We start from the raw sequence: 16103 nt of genomic DNA, 5'->3' as shown, positions 1-16103 counted from the left end.
TGCAAGCCGCAATGCGCAAGTTCGAAAACCCTGAAACCGCTGTCGATCGCGACTGGTGGCGCGGGGCGGTGATCTACCAGATCTACCCCCGCAGCTATCAGGATTCGAACGGCGATGGCATCGGCGACCTCCGGGGCATCATCGACCGGCTGTCGCACATCGCCTCCCTTGGCGCGGATGCCGTCTGGATCTCGCCCTTCTTCAAGTCGCCGATGAAGGATTTCGGCTACGACATCTCGGACTATCTCGACATCGACCCGATGTTCGGAACGCTGGCCGACTTCGATGCGATGATCGCGGAAGCACACCGCCTCGGCCTCAAGGTGATGATCGACGGCGTCATCTCGCACACCTCCGACCTGCACGCCTGGTTCAAGGAGAGCCGGGCGAGCCGCGACAACGCCAAGGCCGACTGGTACGTCTGGGCCGACGCCAAGCCGGACGGCAGCCCGCCCAACAACTGGCTGTCGATCTTTGGTGGCTCGGCCTGGCAGTGGGACACCCGGCGCATGCAGTATTACCTGCATAACTTCCTGTCCGAGCAGCCCGACCTCAACTTCCACAACCGCGATGTCCAGGACGCGTTGCTCGACGTTGCTCGCTTCTGGCTCGACCGCGGCGTCGACGGCTTCCGCCTCGACACCATCAACTTCTACTTCCATTCGGCAGGCCTTGAGGACAATCCGGCGCTGCCGCCGGAAGAGCGCAACGACCAGACAGCGCCGGCGGTGAATCCCTACAATTTCCAGGACCACATCTACGACAAGAGCCGGCCGGAGAACCTCGACTTCCTCGCTCGCTTCCGCGCCATGCTCGACGAGTATCCGGCGGCCGCTGCCGTCGGCGAAGTCGGCGATTCCCAGCGCGGGTTGGAGGTTGTTGCCTCCTACACCGCCGGCGGCGACAAGGTGCAGATGTGCTACGCCTTCGACTTCCTGGCGCCGGAAAAGATCTCGGCCGCCAAGGTGCGTACCGTGCTCGAAGACTTCGGCAAGGCCGCCAGCGACGGCTGGTCGTGCTGGGCTTTTTCCAACCACGACGTCGTCCGCCACGCCTCGCGCTGGGGCATGGGCGAGGCCGACCGCACCGCCTATCTCAAGGTCATCTCGGCGCTTTTGATGTCGCTGCGCGGCTCGGTCTGCATCTACCAGGGCGAGGAGCTCGGCCTGACCGAAGCCAGCCTCGCCTTCGAGGATTTGCAGGATCCCTATGGCATCCGCTTCTGGCCCGAGTTCAAGGGCCGCGACGGCTGCCGCACGCCGATGGTGTGGAGCAAGGACGCCGCCAATGGCGGCTTCTCCAGGGCCAAGCCCTGGCTGCCGGTGCCCGCGGATCATCTTGCCAAGGCCGTCGACACGCAGGAGGGCGATGCGGCCTCGCTGCTCGAGCACTACAGGCGCTTCCTCGCCTTCCGCCGTTCGCATCCGGCGCTTGCCAAGGGCGAGATCGCCTTCCTCAAGGCTGAGGACGACGTCGTCGCCTTCACCCGCCGCGAAGGCAATGAGGAGGTCGTCTGCGTCTTCAATCTTGGCAGCGCGCCGGCTAACATCGACCTCGGAGGTCGTGGTCTGCAGCCCTTGCCGGGGCATGGACTCGATGGAAATGCCAATGCCGGCGCAGTCCGGCTCGGTGGTTACGGCGCCTGGTTCGGGCGCTTCGTCTGACCGCAAATTAGGTACTGGGAGGAAACCATGGCCGATCTAACGCTCAGGGACGTCAAGAAGTCATACGGCAATCTCAACATTCTTCACGGCATCGACCTCGACATCAAGTCGGGCGAGTTCATCGTCTTCGTCGGACCGTCGGGCTGCGGAAAGTCGACGCTTTTGCGTTCGATCGCCGGGCTTGAGGAGATCACCGGCGGTGAACTGCACATCGCCGGCGAGAAGGTCAACGACGTGCCGCCGTCCAAGCGCGGCATCGCCATGGTGTTCCAGTCCTACGCGCTCTACCCGCACATGACGGTCTACGACAACATGGCCTTTGGCATGAAGATCGCCGGCGAAAGCAAGGCCGAGATCGACAAGCGGGTGCGCGCCGCAGCCGAAATCCTGCAGCTGACCAAATATCTCGACCGCCTGCCCAAGGCCATGTCGGGCGGCCAGCGCCAGCGCGTCGCCATCGGGCGCGCCATCGTGCGCAACCCGAAGGTCTTCCTGTTCGACGAGCCGCTGTCCAACCTTGACGCGGCGCTCCGCGTCGCCACCCGTATCGAGATCGCCAAGCTCAAGGAGTCGATGCCCGAAACGACGATGATCTACGTCACCCACGACCAGGTCGAAGCGATGACGCTGGCCGACCGCATCGTCGTGCTCAAGGACGGCCGCATCGAGCAGGTCGGCTCGCCGATGGAGCTCTACAAACACCCCGGCAACCTGTTCGTCGCCCAGTTCATCGGCTCGCCGGCGATGAACATCGTTGCCGGTACCATCGAAAGGACGGGCGAGACGAGCCTTGTCAGCCATGTCGGTGGCCACAAGAGCTCTGTTCCGGTGGCGACACCCTCTGAGGCCCAGGGCAAGCCAGTCAGCTTCGGCGTCCGACCCGAGGATCTCTATGTTGCGACCGGTGACGACTACCTGTTCGAGGGACTCGTCGACTATGTCGAGCAGCTCGGCGAGGTCCAACTGGTCTATGTCGATATCGGTCGCGCGGATCAGCCGCTGGTGGCCAAGCTGCCCGGCAATGTCGAGGTCAAGCGCGGTGCCAAGATTCGGCTCGCCGCCAGTCCCGACGAACTGCATATCTTCGACAGTGAGGGTCATTCCTTTGCCCGCCGCAGATTGGCTGCGGCAGCGGCATAGGCTTTTGACCAAGCCGCTTGTGGCGCTGCCTTTGTGCTACCCCGACAGCAGGTTCGAGGGTGAGGCTGGACGTTGACGTCCCCCTCTCCCCGCCTGCGGGGAGAGGGTAAGGGTGAGGGGCAGTGCTGCAACGTTCGCACAGCCCCTCATCTGCCTGCCGGCATCTTCTCCCCGTAAGGACGGGGAGAAGAAGGCTACCCGGCCGATCACTCCACCGTCACCTGCTTCTGCTTCAGCTCGGTCCGCCGCCTGGAGACGAAGAACGCCACCACGAACGTCAGGCTCATCAACAGCACGATTGTCGGCGCCGGCGCACTGTCGATGAAGAAGCTGAGATAGACGCCCGACAACGAGCACAACACCGCCACTAGCACTGACACAACAAGCATGCGCTCGAAGCGGTCGGTGAGCAGGTAGGCGATCGCGCCGGGTGCGATCAGCATGGCGATGGCGATGATGATGCCGACCGCCTTCAGCGCCCCGACGATGGTCAGAGACAGGATCGTCAGCAGCCCGTAATGCAACAGCTTGACCGGCAGGCCGATGGCCTGGGCGTGCTGTGGATCGAACGCATGCAGCAACAGGTCTCGGCGGAAGAAACCGATGGCACCCGTCGCCACCAGCGCGATGGTGGCGGTTTGGCCGACATCGCTCCAGCTCACGCCGAGCATGTCGCCAAATAGGATATGGTCAAGATGCACGTCGGTCTGGATCTTGGTGTAGAGCACGATGCCGAGGCCGAACATGCCGGAGAAGACGATGCCCATGACGGTGTCTTCCTTGATCCGGCTGTTCTGCTTGAGATAGCCGGTCGCCAACGCGCAGGTCATGCCGGCGGCAAAGGCACCGACCGCCAGTGGCAGGCCGGCGATGTAGGCGAGCACCACGCCCGGCAACACCGCATGGCTGATGGCATCGCCCATCAGCGACCAGCCCTTGAGCACCAGGAAACACGACAACAGCGCCATTGGCACTGCGACGAGCAGCGAGATGGCAAACGCCTGCTGCATGAACGGGAAGGCGAAGGGCAGGGTGAGGGTTTCGATCATGCCCCCGCCTCCAGCTCCAGCCGCGCCCGTCGTCGTGCCGCCAGCAAACCGTGCTTGGGCGCGAAGACAAAGGCCACCAGGAAGATCAGCGTCTGTGCCACGACGATGATGCCGCCGGTCGCGCCATCGAGAAAGTAGCTGGCATAGGCGCCGACGAAGCTGGTGATCGATCCGATCGCCACACTGATGACGATCAGCCGGGGAAACCGGTCGGTGAGCAGATAGGCCGTCGCGCCCGGGGTCACCACCATGGCGATGACCAGGAACGCGCCCACCGTCTGCAGTGCTGCCACCGTCGAGGCCGACAGCAGCATGAAGAACAGCACCTTGAGCAAATCAGGATTGAGGCCGATCGAGCGCGCGTGGCTCTCGTCGAAGAACGCGACCATCAGGTCCTTCCACTTGGCGAGCAGGATCGCTAGCGAAATCCCACCGATCAGCACCAGCTGCAGCGTGTCGGAAGGCGTCACCGCCAGGATGTTGCCGAGCACGATTGTCTGGATGTTCACCGAGGCCGGCGACAGCGAGATCATGAACAGGCCAAGCCCGAAGAAGGAGGTGAAGATCAGGCCGATGATGGCGTCCTCCTTCAGCTTTGTGCGCTGGTTGAGGAACAGCATGGCGCCAGCCGCCAGCCCGCCCGACAGGAACGCGCCGAGCGCGAATGGCAGTCCGAGCATGTAGGCACCGGCGACGCCCGGCACGATCGAGTGTGAGAGCGCGTCGCCGATCAGCGACCAGCCCTTGAGCATGAGGTAGGCCGACAGGAAGGCGCAGACGCCGCCGACAAGTGCCGACACCCACATGGCGTTGAGCATGTAGCCGTAGCCGAACGGCTCCAGGAGCGTGGAGATCATTTCCGGCGCCCGCCTTTCTTGGCGGCGCCGTCATTGCCGTTGCCGTCGCCATAGATGACGAAGGGGCGTTCGTCGTCGGTCAGCACGGTCACCTGCCGCGTGTCGGCATCGTCATGCAGTTCGGAGCCGCCGAGGATGAACTGGCGCAGCACGCCGCCGAATGCCTTTTCCAGATTGGCCTTGGTGAAGGTTTCCGCCGTTGGGCCGGCGGCTAGAACGGTTCGGTTGATCAGCACGGCGCGGTCGCAGAAGCGCGGCACCGAACCCAGATTATGCGTCGACACTAGCATCACCCGGCCTTCGTCGCGCAGGCCTTGCAGCAGCGCGATGATCGCTTCTTCGGTGCGCACGTCGACGCCGGTGAAGGGCTCGTCGAGCAGGATCAGCTCGCCCTCCTGCGCCAGCGCGCGCGCCAGGAACACGCGCTTCTTCTGCCCGCCCGACAGTTCGCCGATCTGTCGCTTGCGGAAGTCGGCCATGCCGACGCGTTCGAGCGCTGCGTCCACCGCCTCGCGGTCGATGCCGCGCGTCATGCGCAGGAAGTTCATGTGGCCATAACGGCCCATCATCACCACGTCCTCGACAAGGACGGGAAAATTCCAGTCGACGTCCTCGCTTTGCGGCACATAGGCGACGAGGTTTTTCTTGAGCGCCTCGCGCGCCGGCTGTCCCAAAATCTCGACGCTGCCTGACGCAAGCGGCACGAAGCCCATGATCGACTTGAACAGGGTCGACTTGCCCGAGCCGTTGACGCCGACGAGCGCGGTGATTGTGCCGCGCGGAATGGCGAAGGAGGCGTTGCGCAGCGCGGTGTGGCCGTTGCGGTAGGTCACCGAGATGTTGGCAACGTTGAGCCCGTTGCCCGGAGCGGCCTCCGCCTGGGGCCGCCCTTTCAGGGGTATTGTCATTGGGTCAGTCCCTTGACGATGGTCTGGGTGGTGACGCTCAACAGGTCGAGATAGGTCGGCACCGGGCCGCTCTCATCGCTCAGCGAGTCGACATAAAGCACGCCGCCGTACTTTGCTCCCGTCTCCCGCGCCACCTGCTCGGCCGGCTTCGACGACACGGTGCTTTCGCTGAACACGGCCGGAATGTTGTTGGCCTTGACGAGGTCGATCACCTTGCGCACCTGCTGGGGGGTACCTTGCTGGTCGGCGTTGATCGGCCAAAGATAGACCTCCTTCAGGCCGAAGTCGCGGGCCAGGTAGGAGAAGGCGCCTTCGCTGGTGGCGAGCCAGCGGCGCTCGGCGGGAATGGTCTCGATAGCCTTGTGGATCGGCGCCACCGTCGCCTTGATCTTCTCGGCATAGGCGGCGGCGTTCTTGGCGTAGACCTCCGCATTCTTGGGGTCCTTCTCGGCGAAGGCCTTGCGGATGTTCTCGACATAGATCAGCGCCGCCTCGGGTGACATCCAGGCATGCGGGTTGGGCTTGCCGGTGTAGGGGCCCTCGGCAATGCCCATCGGCACCACGCCATCGGAGACGACGGCCTGGCTGACGCCGTCGAGGTTTTCGAAGAACTTCTGGAACCACAGTTCGAGGTTCAGCCCGTTCCACAGCACCAGGTCGGCTTTCTGGGCGCGCAGGATGTCGCCTGGCGTCGGCTGGTAGTTGTGGATCTCGGCATTGGGCTTGGTGATCGATTCCACCTCGGCCGCGTCGCCCGCGACGTTACGGGCGATGTCGGCGATCACGGTAAAGGTGGTCACCACCTTCATCTTGTCGTTCGCCGCGCTTTCCTGGGAGCAGGCCGAAAGCCCGAGCGCCGCCGCAAGCAAGGCGATGGCGGCGAAGGTGGTGCGAAGTGCTGTCATGGAAATCCCGTTTCGGAATGCCGCACCGAACGGGCGGCAGCTACGATGCCTTACCTAATGGCAGTTGGCGCGCCTGTCAATGCAATTGCAAATCGTTTGCAAGTAGGAGGCTGATGGTTCCTGCTTGACCTTCCGAGGAGGGCTGGCTGCGCAGTGTGAACGGCAATCGCCGGCCATCTCCCCGCGAGGGGTAGGCAGCCATCGTCGCCTACGCGCCCAGCGTGCCGCCGGTGGTTGGCTTGAGGTTCAAGGAGACAGTGCCGGTTGCGGTTGCGGTAACGTAACTAAGGTGAGTGATGGACGGGATAGTGAAAGCGTGGAGAGCTTTTCCACGCTCTCAGATTTTTTTTGGACACCAACCGCCAGGCGGAGCTCCCGCAGATCGCCTGCGTCGCGATCCTTCGCACCCCCCTCTGGCCTGCCGGCCATCTCCCCCACAAGGAGGGAGATTAGTCTCGTCGCCGGCGGCTCCCATCCTGCAGCTTCGCATGGGCCAGCCTTGCGACGTTCGCGATTGGCCGCGGCGTCGATGACGGCGTGATCTCCCTCCTTGTGGGGGAGATGGCCGGCAGGCCAGAGGGGGGTGCGAAGGAACGAGAGGCGGAAGATTGGCTTCGTAAAGCGCGGTCAGTCTTGTCACCCCTTGTCACCAACCACCGTGGATAGCCGCGCCGGTTTCTCCACGCCCCAAACACCTCCCGTACAATGCCCCTCGCGATCTTCCACGGGACCCCGGTGCGCACCGGGCAGCGGGGGGAAGCGCCGGTGCCGGGCTGGCAGGAGGTCGGATCTCCTGCTGGGTGATGAGCCCCCAAGCCCGGGCCTTGCGGCGGCTGGCGGTGAAAGCGAGGCGACTGAGCGGGGCAAGAACACCGAGCGGGGTGCGAACGTCGCGCCACATAGTATCAATCGGAAGGCACGGCCTCGCGTCCCGCTTCCCGAACTATCTCCGGAAACGGAGCGTTCTTTGACAATGGCCAGGCGCGAAAGCGAGCGTGGCGGTGAAGATCTGCATCATCATCTGGGGATGAACACCGACATAATCTTTTGCAACTGGGTGTCATCTGGCACATAGTCGCGCCATGACGAAGACGCCTGTGAAACATGTTCCCAAGAAGCCCGACTATGAGAAGGCGCTGCGCAAGGCGGGCATCCGCATCACGCGGCCGCGCAAGATCATATTGGGCATTCTGGGCGAGACCGAAGACCATCCCGACGCGCTAGAAATCTTCCGCCGCGCCGAGCAGGTCGACAAGAGCATCTCGCTTTCGACAGTTTACCGCACCATGAAGCTGCTTGAGGAAATGGGCGCGATCCACCGCCATGCGTTCGAGGGTGGGCCGTCGCGTTTCGAGCAGGCCGGTGGCGATCACCATGATCACCTCATTGACATGGACACCGGCGACGTCATCGAATTCCGTTCGGACCGCATCGAGCAGCTGCAGCAGGAAATCGCCCGCCAGCTCGGCTACGACATCGTCCATCACCGGCTCGAGCTCTACGGTCGCCGCCGCAAGGATTGATGACGCAAGGTCAGGCCACGACGAGTTGATCGCCAAGCATCGAGGCGTGCCGGGCGGCGAGTTGACCTTGGCAAAAGCGCGGTCAATCATGCCGCGTCTTTCGACGACAGCAATCAGCAGACAGGACCAGCGACGATGGAAAAAGCCGAAATCGGACTGATCGGATTGGGTACGATGGGCTCGAACCTGGCGCTGAACATCGCCGAAAAAGGCCATCGCATCGCCGTCTTCAACCGCACGCCGGCCCGCACCCAGGCGTTTGTCGAATCGGCGGGCGCCCTGCGCGACATGGTCGTGCCCTGCGGCTCGATCGAGGAGCTGGCCGCCGCCATCCGCCCGCCGCGGCCGATCATCATCATGGTGCTGGCCGGCGATCCCGTCGACCAGCAGATCGCGGCCCTGCGCCCGGTTCTGGCCGGCAAAGACATCATCATCGACGCAGGCAACGCCAATTTCCGCGACACGATGCGCCGCTTCAAGGAGCTCGACGGCTCGGGCCTGACCTTCATCGGCATGGGCGTTTCGGGCGGTGAAGAGGGCGCGCGCCACGGCCCCTCGATCATGGTCGGCGGCACGCCCGAATCCTATGCCCGCGTCGAGGACGTGCTGACCGCGATCTCGGCCAAGTACAAGGGCGAGCCTTGCGCTGCCTGGCTCGGACCGAACGGTGCCGGCCATTTCGTCAAGACCATCCACAACGGCATCGAATATGCCGACATGCAGATGATCGCCGAAATCTACGGCATCCTGCGCGACGGGCTTTCGATGAAGCCGAAGCAGATCGCGCCCGTCTTTGCCGGTTGGAACAAGGGCCGGCTCGAATCCTACCTGATCGAAATCACCGCATCGGTGCTCGAAGCCGACGACCCCAAGACCGGCAGGCCGGTGGTCGACATCATCCTCGACCGCGCCGGCCAGAAGGGCACCGGCAAGTGGTCGGTGATCGAGGCGCAGCAGCTCGGCATTCCGGCGACGGCGATCGAAGCCGCGGTCGCGGCGCGCGTGCTGTCGTCGATGAAGGACGAGCGGCTGGCGGCGGAAAAGGCCTACGGTGCCAACACGCTGAAGTTTGCCGGCAACAAGGACGAGGTGCTGGGCGATCTCGAGCTGGCGCTGTTTGCCGGCAAGATCGCTGCCTATGCGCAAGGTTTTGCCGTGATGGCGGGCGCGTCGAAGGAATTCGGCTGGAACCTGCCGATGCCGACAATCGCCAAGATCTGGCGCGCCGGCTGCATCATCCGTTCGCAGTTCCTCGACACCATCGCCGAAGCCTTCGGTAAGGCCGATCCGTCGACCAACCTTCTGATGGTGCCGGCCTTCGTCGAGATGATGGGCAAGGCGCATCCGTCGCTGCGCCGCATCGTTGCCCGCGCCGCCGAGGCCGGGCTGCCGGTGCCGGCGCTGTCGTCGGCGCTGGCTTATTTCGACGGCTATCGCCAGGGTCGCGGCTCGACCGATCTCACCCAGGCGCAGCGCGACTTCTTCGGTGCCCACGGCTTCGAGCGCATCGACGCGCCGGGCGCGCACCACGGGCCATGGGGCAGCGGCAGCTAAGCTTCGTAAGCCTCGACCGCCTTGGGCCTGCTGAGGCTCTGCAGTGCCGCGATGTCGCGGCCGGCGATGCGGCCGAGCACGGCGCGGGCGAGTTCGGCGCCGGCCAGCCGCACATCCTCGTTGACGACATAGAGCTGCGGCCGAAGCAAGTGCAGCAGCTTTGACGACTGCTTGGAAACGATGTCGACGTCTTGGCCGATGCGGAAGCCGGCCTCCTCGATGCCCGCGACCAGCGCGAAGGTGCCGGCGCCCGCGCCGCTGACGAAGGCGTCGGGACGGTTGGGGCGGCGCATCAGCTCGACGGTCTGCTTTCGGATATCCTCGATCGAGTGGTCGACGGTGGCCATCGGGAACGGCACCTCGCTCAGGCCGTACTCCATCAGGGCATCGGCGAAGCCATCGCGCATATGGTGGTAGTAGCTGAGGTTGGACGGCGGGGCGAGCAGCGCCAGGCGCTTGCGCCCGAGTGCGGCGAGCTTCTTCACCGCCTCGACCGAATAGGCATGGTTGTCGAAGTCGTGGAACGCATGGTCGATGCCCATATGGGTGCGGCCATGGGTGGCAAAAGGCATGCCGCGCTCGGTCATGTAGCGCACGCGTTTGTCGTCGGGCTCGGTGCGCGAGATGATGACGCCGTCGGCCGACGCCGTCTCGACGACATAACGCACCGGCTCCAGCGGGTCGTTGTTGCGCGAATAGGGCGTCACCACCAGGTGATAGGGAGTCTGCGCCAGCGCCTCGGAGATGCCGTAGATGAGGTCCGAAACGAAGCCGCCGACCTGCTCCTCGGTATCGAGCACCAGGCTGATGACATTGGTCTTGCCAGTGCGCAGGCGCACGCCGGCGCGGTTGGGGCGGTAGCCGATCTGGCGGGCGACGAGCTGCACGCGCTGCCTGGTCGCGGCACCAATTTCAGGGGCGTCCTTGAGCGCGCGCGACACGGTTGTGACGCCGAGGCCGGTCATGAAGGCGATGGTCTTCAGCGTCGGCGGATTGGCCTCGCCGCCAGCGGCCTGGTCGGCATTTTCATCCGGCGGTGTCTTGTCGTTCATGGCCGTTGCCCCGCCGTGATCCCTGCTCGGCGCATATCGCACTTGCATGATGGGCCTGACAAGCGCTTTCCTGCAAGAACTGTAACGTTTCAGATTGTGCTAATTCATGATAAATCAGGAGACCGGTTGGGACGTCGGCGTGATCCGATTTCGTGCGCTGCGGTAGGGCCGGCGGCTGTTGATTCCACTGCATGTTTTGCTTGGAAATGCTGCATTGCCGCACGGTATGTTGGCCTTGTTCGCCGAGAACTTAATAGCCGGCTTTAGTTCGGCTCGCGAAGAAAATATCGCGCACCCATTGCGGCGGCCAAAAACTTCGCCTACCGTCCATACCTGTAACGTTTCAGATTCAGGGAGGAGTGCGATGCGTTATAGGCTGACGACCGCTGCTTTTGCGGCAGGCGTCGTGTTCGGGGCTGCAGGTTCAGCCTCCGCGACCGATCTTGAAGTGACGCACTGGTGGACATCAGGTGGAGAGGCGGCGGCGGTTGCCGAACTCGCCAAGGCGTTCGATGCCACCGGCAACAAATGGGTCGACGGCGCCATCGCCGGTTCCGGCGACGTCGCCCGCCCGATCATGATTGGCCGCATTACCGGCGGCGATCCGATGGGCGCAACGCAGTTCAATCACGGCCGCCAGGCGGAGGAACTCGTCCAGGCCGGATTGATGCGCGATTTCACCGAACTGGCTGAAAAGGAGGGCTGGACCAAGTTCATCCATCCCAAGAGCCTGCTCGACGGCTGCACGCTGGACGGCAAGATCTACTGCGTGCCGGTCAACATCCACTCGCAGCAGTGGCTGTGGCTGTCCAACAAGGCCTTCGCCGACGCCGGCGTTGCCGTTCCTAAGAACTGGGACGAGTTCGTCGCGGCGGCTCCGGCACTGGAGAAGGCCGGCATCGTGCCGCTCGCCATCGGCCAGCAGCCCTGGCAGACGACGCTTGCCTTCCAGGTCATTCTCGTGGCGCTTGCCGGTCCGGAAACGTTCCAGAAAGTGTTCGGCGACAAGGACGCGACTTTGGCTGCCGGCCCCGAAATGGCCAAGGTATTCGCTGCCGCCGACCAGGCGCGCCAGATGTCGGCCAAGTCCAACGTCCAGGAGTGGAACCAGGCGACAAGCATGGTCATCAACGGCAAGGCCGGCGGACAAATCATGGGCGACTGGGCCCAGGGCGAGTTCCAGGTCGCCGGCCAGGTTGCCGGCAAGGACTACACCTGCCTGCCCGGCCTCGGCGTCAACGAGATCATCTCGACCGGCGGCGACGCCTTCTATTTCCCCAAGCAGACCGATCCAGAAAAGGCCAAGGCACAGGAGGCGCTTGCCTCGGTGATGCTGTCGCCGGCGACGCAGGTTGCCTTCAACCTCAAGAAGGGTTCGCTGCCGGTGCGCGGCGACGTCGACCTCAACGCCGCCAACGACTGCATGAAGAAGGGGCTCGAGATTCTCGCGAAGGGCAACATCATCCCTGCGCCTGACCAGCTGATGTCGGCTGACGGCGTGACCCAGGTCAACGACCTGTTCGTCGAGTTCTTCGCCAACAAGGAGCTTTCGGCAGCCGACGCGCAGAAGCGTTTTGCCGAAATCATCGCCGCTGCGGACTAGGGAAGGGCCTTCCGGGCTTCCCGACCCGGGCCTTGCCTGAGATGCTGCAATCATGTCCAGCGGCGTTCTGCCGGCCCCGGTTCGCACCGGGACCGGCAGATTGCCCCGCGATTCGGATGGGTGCCGACCGATGACACCGACACATGCGGGACGACCGTTCAGGTTGTTTCGCAACCTGAACGCCAAGATCGCCTCGATCCCGATGATCCTGACCGCATTGGTCATTTTCGTCGGCGGCACGGCGTGGACGGTGTTCTACTCCTTCACCAACTCCAAGCTTCTGCCGCGCGCCAGCTTTGTCGGCTTCGACCAGTATGAGCGCCTGTGGGCGACGCCGCGCTGGCTGGTGGCGGTCGAGAACCTCGCCATCTACGGCGTCTGCACGCTGGTCTTCTCGCTGGTCATCGGCTTCCTGCTGGCCGCGCTGATGGACCAGAAGATCCGCTTCGAGAACACCTTCCGCACGATCTTCCTCTACCCCTTCGCGCTGTCCTTCATAGTCACCGGCCTGGCGTGGCAGTGGATCCTCAATCCGAACTTCGGCATCCAGCAGGTTGTGCGCAATCTCGGCTGGGAGAGCTTCACCTTCGACCCGCTCTACAATGCCGACATCGTCATCTACGGCATCCTGATCGCCGGGCTGTGGCAGGGCACCGGGCTGATCATGTGCCTGATGCTGGCAGGCTTGCGCGGCATTGACGGCGACATCTGGAAGGCGGCGCGTGTCGACGGCATCCCGACCTGGAAGACCTATGTCTTCATCGTCATCCCGATGATGCGGCCGGTGCTTGTCACCACGCTGGTCATCATCGCCAGCGGCATCGTCAAGGTCTACGACCTCGTTGTCGCCCAGACCAGCGGCGGCCCCGGTATCGCCTCCGAAGTGCCGGCCAAATATGTCTACAACTACATGTTCCTGGCGCAGAACCTGGGGCAGGGCTTCGCCGCCTCGACGATGATGCTGCTGTCGGTGGTCATCGTCATCGTGCCCTGGGCCTATCTCGAATTTGGCAGGAGGCGCCGCCATGGCTGAGCAGGTTCTGCGCGCCGCCCCCGACCTTGCCGTGGCAAGCGCTGTGCCCGCCCGCACAAACGCGCTGTCGGGTCCGCAGGGCCCCAAGCCGCGCCGCCGCTTCTCCCGCCGCAACATCTTCATCTACGGCACGCTGGCGGTTGTCGCCGTCTACTACCTGTTGCCGCTCTACGTGATGGTCGTGACGTCGCTGAAGGGCATGCCCGAGATCAGGCTCGGCAACATCTTCTCGCCGCCGGTCGAGATCACCTTCGAGCCGTGGGTCAAGGCATGGTCGACGGCCTGCACCGGCCTCAATTGCGACGGGCTTTCGCGCGGCTTCTGGAACTCGGTGCGCATCACCGTGCCGTCGGTGTTCCTGTCGATAGCCATTGCCTCGATCAATGGCTACGCGCTCGCCAACTGGCGCTTCAAGGGCGCCGAGGTGTTCTTCACCGTGCTCGTCGTCGGTGCCTTCATCCCCTACCAGGTGATGCTCTATCCGATCGTCATCGTGCTGCGCGAGATCGGCCTCTATGGCAGCCTGTGGGGCCTGGTACTGGTGCACACCATCTTCGGCATGCCGATCCTGACGCTGTTGTTCCGCAACTATTTCGCCTCGCTGCCGGAGGAGCTGTTCAAGGCCGCGCGTGTTGACGGCGCCGGCTTCTGGACGATTTATCTCAGGATCATGCTGCCGATGTCGCTGCCGATCTTTGTCGTGGCGATCATCCTGCAGGTCACCGGCATCTGGAACGATTTCCTGTTCGGCGTCGTCTACACCAAGCCCGACACCTACCCGATGACCGTCCAGCTCAACAACATCGTCAACGCCGTCCAGGGCGTGAAGGAGTACAACGTCAACATGGCAGCCACCTTGCTGACCGGACTGGTCCCGCTCGTCATCTACTTCATCTCGGGCAAGCTTTTCGTCCGCGGCATCGCCGCCGGCGCGGTGAAGGGGTGAGGCGATGACGAGTGTTCAGGTCAGGGACGTGTCGCTCAGCTTTGGCGCCTATGACGTGCTGAAGGAGCTCAATCTGGACGTGCCGGAAGGCGAGTTCCTGGTGCTGCTCGGGCCCTCCGGCTGCGGCAAGTCCACGCTGCTCAATTGCATTGCCGGCCTGCTCGACGTGTCCGAGGGGCAGATATTCATCAAGGGCAAGAACGTCACCTGGGAAGAGCCAAAGGATCGCGGCATCGGCATGGTGTTCCAGTCCTACGCGCTCTATCCGCAGATGACGGTGGAAGGGAACCTGTCCTTCGGCCTGAAGACGGCGGGCATGGCGAAGGATGAGATCGCAAGGCGTATCGCCCGCGCAGCCGAGATCCTGCAGATCGAGGCGCTGCTCCAGCGCAAGCCGGCAGCGCTTTCAGGCGGCCAGCGCCAGCGTGTGGCGATCGGCCGGGCGCTGGTGCGTGATGTCGACGTGTTCCTGTTCGACGAACCGTTGTCCAACCTCGACGCCAAGCTGCGCTCGGAGCTGCGCGTCGAGATCAAGCGGCTGCACCAGAAGCTCGCCAACACGATGATCTACGTCACCCACGACCAGATCGAGGCGATGACGCTGGCCGACCGCATCGCCGTCATGAAGGGCGGCGTGATCCAGCAGCTCGACGCGCCGCAGGTGATCTACAACAAGCCGGTCAACCGCTTCGTCGCCGGCTTCCTTGGCTCGCCCGGTATGAATTTTCTCGACGGCGAGGTCGAGGGCGGCAATGCGCCTGTTTTCGCCGCCACGGGGACGAAGATACCGCTCGGCCGTTATGGCTTTGGCAGCACGGCAAAACCCGGCAAGGCGGTGTTCGGCGTGCGGCCCGAGCATATCGCCACGGGTGATGCCGCTGCTGGCCTGCCGTTTCACGCGGACGCCCGGGTCGAGCTTGTCGAGCCGATGGGCTCGGACACGCTGGTCTGGACGAAGCTCGGCGGCCAGAGCCTTGCCTTCCGCGTCGAAGCCGAACGCCATCTGACGTCAGGCGATCAGCTGCGCATCGGCTTCGATCCGGCGCGCGCCTCGCTGTTCGACGGCCCAAGCGGCAACCGCATGTGAAATCCCCTCCCAAGCAAACGGACAGAACTATGGACTGGTCATTCCAACTCTACAGCGCCCGTAACTTCCAACCCTGGCAGAATGTGCTCAAGACGCTCAGTGCGCTCGGCTACGCCCAAGTCGAGGGTTTTGGCGCCGTCTATGAAGAGCCCGAGGCCTTTCGCGCCGAGCTCGACAAGAACAGTCTCGCCATGCCGAGCGGCCATTTCGGCATCGACCTTCTGGAGCAAGATTTTGGCAAGGCGGCATCTATCGCGAACACGCTTGGCATGAAGCTGATCGCTTGCCCGTGGCTCGAACCGTCGGAGCGGCCAAAAGATACCGAAGGCTGGCGGGCGTTCGGCAAGCGCCTCGCCGCCATCGGCGCCAAGGCTAGGGACGCGGGCTTCGATTTCGCCTGGCACAACCATGATTTCGAGTTCGTGCCGGTTGGTGGCGTGGTGCCGCAGCGCCTGATCCTGGAGGCCGCCCCCGATGTCGGCTGGGAGATGGACGTCGCCTGGGTGATCCGCGGCGGCTCCGACCCGTTGCACTGGATCGAGGAGTTTGGCCCGCGCATCCTGGCTGTCCACGTCAAGGACATCTCGCCCTCGGGCGAGGCGGCTGGTGAGGACGGCTGGTCCGATGTCGGCCATGGCACGGTCGACTGGGCCGGGCTGGTGACGGCTTTGCGCAAGAACACGCCGGCGAAGTATTTTGTCATGGAACACGACAACCCGGCCGATTTCGAGCGCTTCGCAAGCCGCTCGATCGCAGCCGCCAAGACGTTTTGAGGGGGAGCA

Annotated in this window: 14 protein-coding genes; 9 read left to right on the top strand and 5 right to left on the bottom strand. The window is 63.8% G+C overall.

Going from position 1 to position 16103, the window contains the following annotated elements; genetic code table 11:
• Positions 1-11: 11 nt before the first annotated feature.
• Complete coding sequence (bglA, locus tag ACSQ3E_RS16670; protein WP_436123560.1) at positions 12-1664, top strand: beta-galactosidase BglA; 1653 nt, start codon at positions 12-14, stop codon at positions 1662-1664.
• A 27-nt stretch (positions 1665-1691) separates the two neighbouring features.
• Complete coding sequence (locus ACSQ3E_RS16665) at positions 1692-2804, top strand: ABC transporter ATP-binding protein (protein WP_310320247.1); 1113 nt, start codon at positions 1692-1694, stop codon at positions 2802-2804.
• Between the two features lie 206 nt (positions 2805-3010).
• On the opposite strand, the gene ACSQ3E_RS16660 is transcribed toward ACSQ3E_RS16665, so the two are convergent.
• From ACSQ3E_RS16660 to ACSQ3E_RS16645, 4 genes are read right to left on the bottom strand one after another with little or no spacing between them, the layout of a single operon-like run.
• Positions 3011-3853 carry a metal ABC transporter permease gene (locus ACSQ3E_RS16660; RefSeq protein ID WP_436123559.1) on the bottom strand — a complete coding sequence of 281 codons (843 nt, stop codon included), beginning with the start codon at positions 3851-3853 and terminating at the stop codon, positions 3011-3013.
• A complete protein-coding gene (locus tag ACSQ3E_RS16655; protein WP_436123558.1) occupies positions 3850-4710 on the bottom strand; it encodes a metal ABC transporter permease in 861 nt (286 codons plus the stop codon). The genes ACSQ3E_RS16660 and ACSQ3E_RS16655 overlap by 4 nt, the downstream gene beginning before the upstream one ends.
• Complete coding sequence (locus ACSQ3E_RS16650) at positions 4707-5618, bottom strand: manganese/iron ABC transporter ATP-binding protein (RefSeq protein WP_436123557.1); 912 nt, start codon at positions 5616-5618, stop codon at positions 4707-4709. Before ACSQ3E_RS16650 ends, ACSQ3E_RS16655 begins: the two co-directional genes overlap by 4 nt.
• Positions 5615-6427 (bottom strand): metal ABC transporter substrate-binding protein, encoded by an 813-nt coding sequence (locus ACSQ3E_RS16645; RefSeq protein ID WP_310320495.1) that lies wholly within the window; start codon positions 6425-6427, stop codon positions 5615-5617. Before ACSQ3E_RS16645 ends, ACSQ3E_RS16650 begins: the two co-directional genes overlap by 4 nt.
• A 1178-nt stretch (positions 6428-7605) precedes the next feature.
• On the opposite strand from ACSQ3E_RS16645, the gene ACSQ3E_RS16640 reads away from it, so the two are divergent.
• A complete protein-coding gene (locus ACSQ3E_RS16640; RefSeq protein WP_310320241.1) occupies positions 7606-8046 on the top strand; it encodes a Fur family transcriptional regulator in 441 nt (146 codons plus the stop codon).
• Between the two features lie 135 nt (positions 8047-8181).
• Positions 8182-9600 (top strand): NADP-dependent phosphogluconate dehydrogenase, encoded by a 1419-nt coding sequence (gene gndA, locus ACSQ3E_RS16635; RefSeq protein ID WP_436123556.1) that lies wholly within the window; start codon positions 8182-8184, stop codon positions 9598-9600.
• On the opposite strand, the gene ACSQ3E_RS16630 is transcribed toward gndA, so the two are convergent.
• Complete coding sequence (locus ACSQ3E_RS16630; RefSeq protein ID WP_436123555.1) at positions 9597-10652, bottom strand: LacI family transcriptional regulator; 1056 nt, start codon at positions 10650-10652, stop codon at positions 9597-9599. The two genes, gndA and ACSQ3E_RS16630, sit on opposite strands and share 4 nt — an antisense overlap.
• Positions 10653-11016: 364 nt before the next feature.
• On the opposite strand from ACSQ3E_RS16630, the gene ACSQ3E_RS16625 reads away from it, so the two are divergent.
• The 5 genes from ACSQ3E_RS16625 to ACSQ3E_RS16605 all read left to right on the top strand — a co-directional run bounded on the left by ACSQ3E_RS16625 (position 11017) and on the right by ACSQ3E_RS16605 (position 16094).
• Complete coding sequence (locus ACSQ3E_RS16625) at positions 11017-12255, top strand: ABC transporter substrate-binding protein (RefSeq protein WP_436123554.1); 1239 nt, start codon at positions 11017-11019, stop codon at positions 12253-12255.
• 130 nt (positions 12256-12385) lie between these two features.
• Entirely contained in the window at positions 12386-13288 is a 903-nt protein-coding gene (locus ACSQ3E_RS16620) for a carbohydrate ABC transporter permease (protein WP_436123553.1), read from the top strand.
• Entirely contained in the window at positions 13281-14234 is a 954-nt protein-coding gene (locus ACSQ3E_RS16615; protein WP_436123552.1) for a carbohydrate ABC transporter permease, read from the top strand. Before ACSQ3E_RS16620 ends, ACSQ3E_RS16615 begins: the two co-directional genes overlap by 8 nt.
• A 4-nt stretch (positions 14235-14238) precedes the next feature.
• Positions 14239-15321 (top strand): ABC transporter ATP-binding protein, encoded by a 1083-nt coding sequence (locus tag ACSQ3E_RS16610; protein WP_436123551.1) that lies wholly within the window; start codon positions 14239-14241, stop codon positions 15319-15321.
• 29 nt (positions 15322-15350) lie between these two features.
• Positions 15351-16094, top strand: coding sequence for a sugar phosphate isomerase/epimerase family protein (locus ACSQ3E_RS16605; protein ID WP_436123550.1), 744 nt, complete (start codon positions 15351-15353; stop codon positions 16092-16094).
• Positions 16095-16103 lie beyond the last annotated feature (9 nt).

Source organism: Aminobacter sp. LjRoot7 (assembly GCF_964252895.1).
Lineage (GTDB): Bacteria > Pseudomonadota > Alphaproteobacteria > Rhizobiales > Rhizobiaceae > Aminobacter > Aminobacter aminovorans_B.
The sequence above is the reverse complement of the archived record's forward strand: the minus strand, read 5'-3'. Positions and strand labels throughout refer to the sequence as shown.

Excerpts from the sequence above, each read along its gene's own strand:
- bglA (WP_436123560.1), top strand. The coding sequence starts at position 12 with ATGCGCAAGTTCGAAAACCCTGAAACCGCTGTCGATCGCGACTGGTGG.
- ACSQ3E_RS16665 (WP_310320247.1), top strand. The coding sequence starts at position 1,692 with ATGGCCGATCTAACGCTCAGGGACGTCAAGAAGTCATACGGCAATCTC.
- ACSQ3E_RS16660 (WP_436123559.1), bottom strand. The coding sequence starts at position 3,853 with ATGATCGAAACCCTCACCCTGCCCTTCGCCTTCCCGTTCATGCAGCAG.
- ACSQ3E_RS16655 (WP_436123558.1), bottom strand. The coding sequence starts at position 4,710 with ATGATCTCCACGCTCCTGGAGCCGTTCGGCTACGGCTACATGCTCAAC.
- ACSQ3E_RS16650 (WP_436123557.1), bottom strand. The coding sequence starts at position 5,618 with ATGACAATACCCCTGAAAGGGCGGCCCCAGGCGGAGGCCGCTCCGGGC.
- ACSQ3E_RS16645 (WP_310320495.1), bottom strand. The coding sequence starts at position 6,427 with ATGAAGGTGGTGACCACCTTTACCGTGATCGCCGACATCGCCCGTAAC.
- ACSQ3E_RS16640 (WP_310320241.1), top strand. The coding sequence starts at position 7,606 with ATGACGAAGACGCCTGTGAAACATGTTCCCAAGAAGCCCGACTATGAG.
- gndA (WP_436123556.1), top strand. The coding sequence starts at position 8,182 with ATGGAAAAAGCCGAAATCGGACTGATCGGATTGGGTACGATGGGCTCG.
- ACSQ3E_RS16630 (WP_436123555.1), bottom strand. The coding sequence starts at position 10,652 with ATGAACGACAAGACACCGCCGGATGAAAATGCCGACCAGGCCGCTGGC.
- ACSQ3E_RS16625 (WP_436123554.1), top strand. The coding sequence starts at position 11,017 with ATGCGTTATAGGCTGACGACCGCTGCTTTTGCGGCAGGCGTCGTGTTC.
- ACSQ3E_RS16620 (WP_436123553.1), top strand. The coding sequence starts at position 12,386 with ATGACACCGACACATGCGGGACGACCGTTCAGGTTGTTTCGCAACCTG.
- ACSQ3E_RS16615 (WP_436123552.1), top strand. The coding sequence starts at position 13,281 with ATGGCTGAGCAGGTTCTGCGCGCCGCCCCCGACCTTGCCGTGGCAAGC.
- ACSQ3E_RS16610 (WP_436123551.1), top strand. The coding sequence starts at position 14,239 with ATGACGAGTGTTCAGGTCAGGGACGTGTCGCTCAGCTTTGGCGCCTAT.
- ACSQ3E_RS16605 (WP_436123550.1), top strand. The coding sequence starts at position 15,351 with ATGGACTGGTCATTCCAACTCTACAGCGCCCGTAACTTCCAACCCTGG.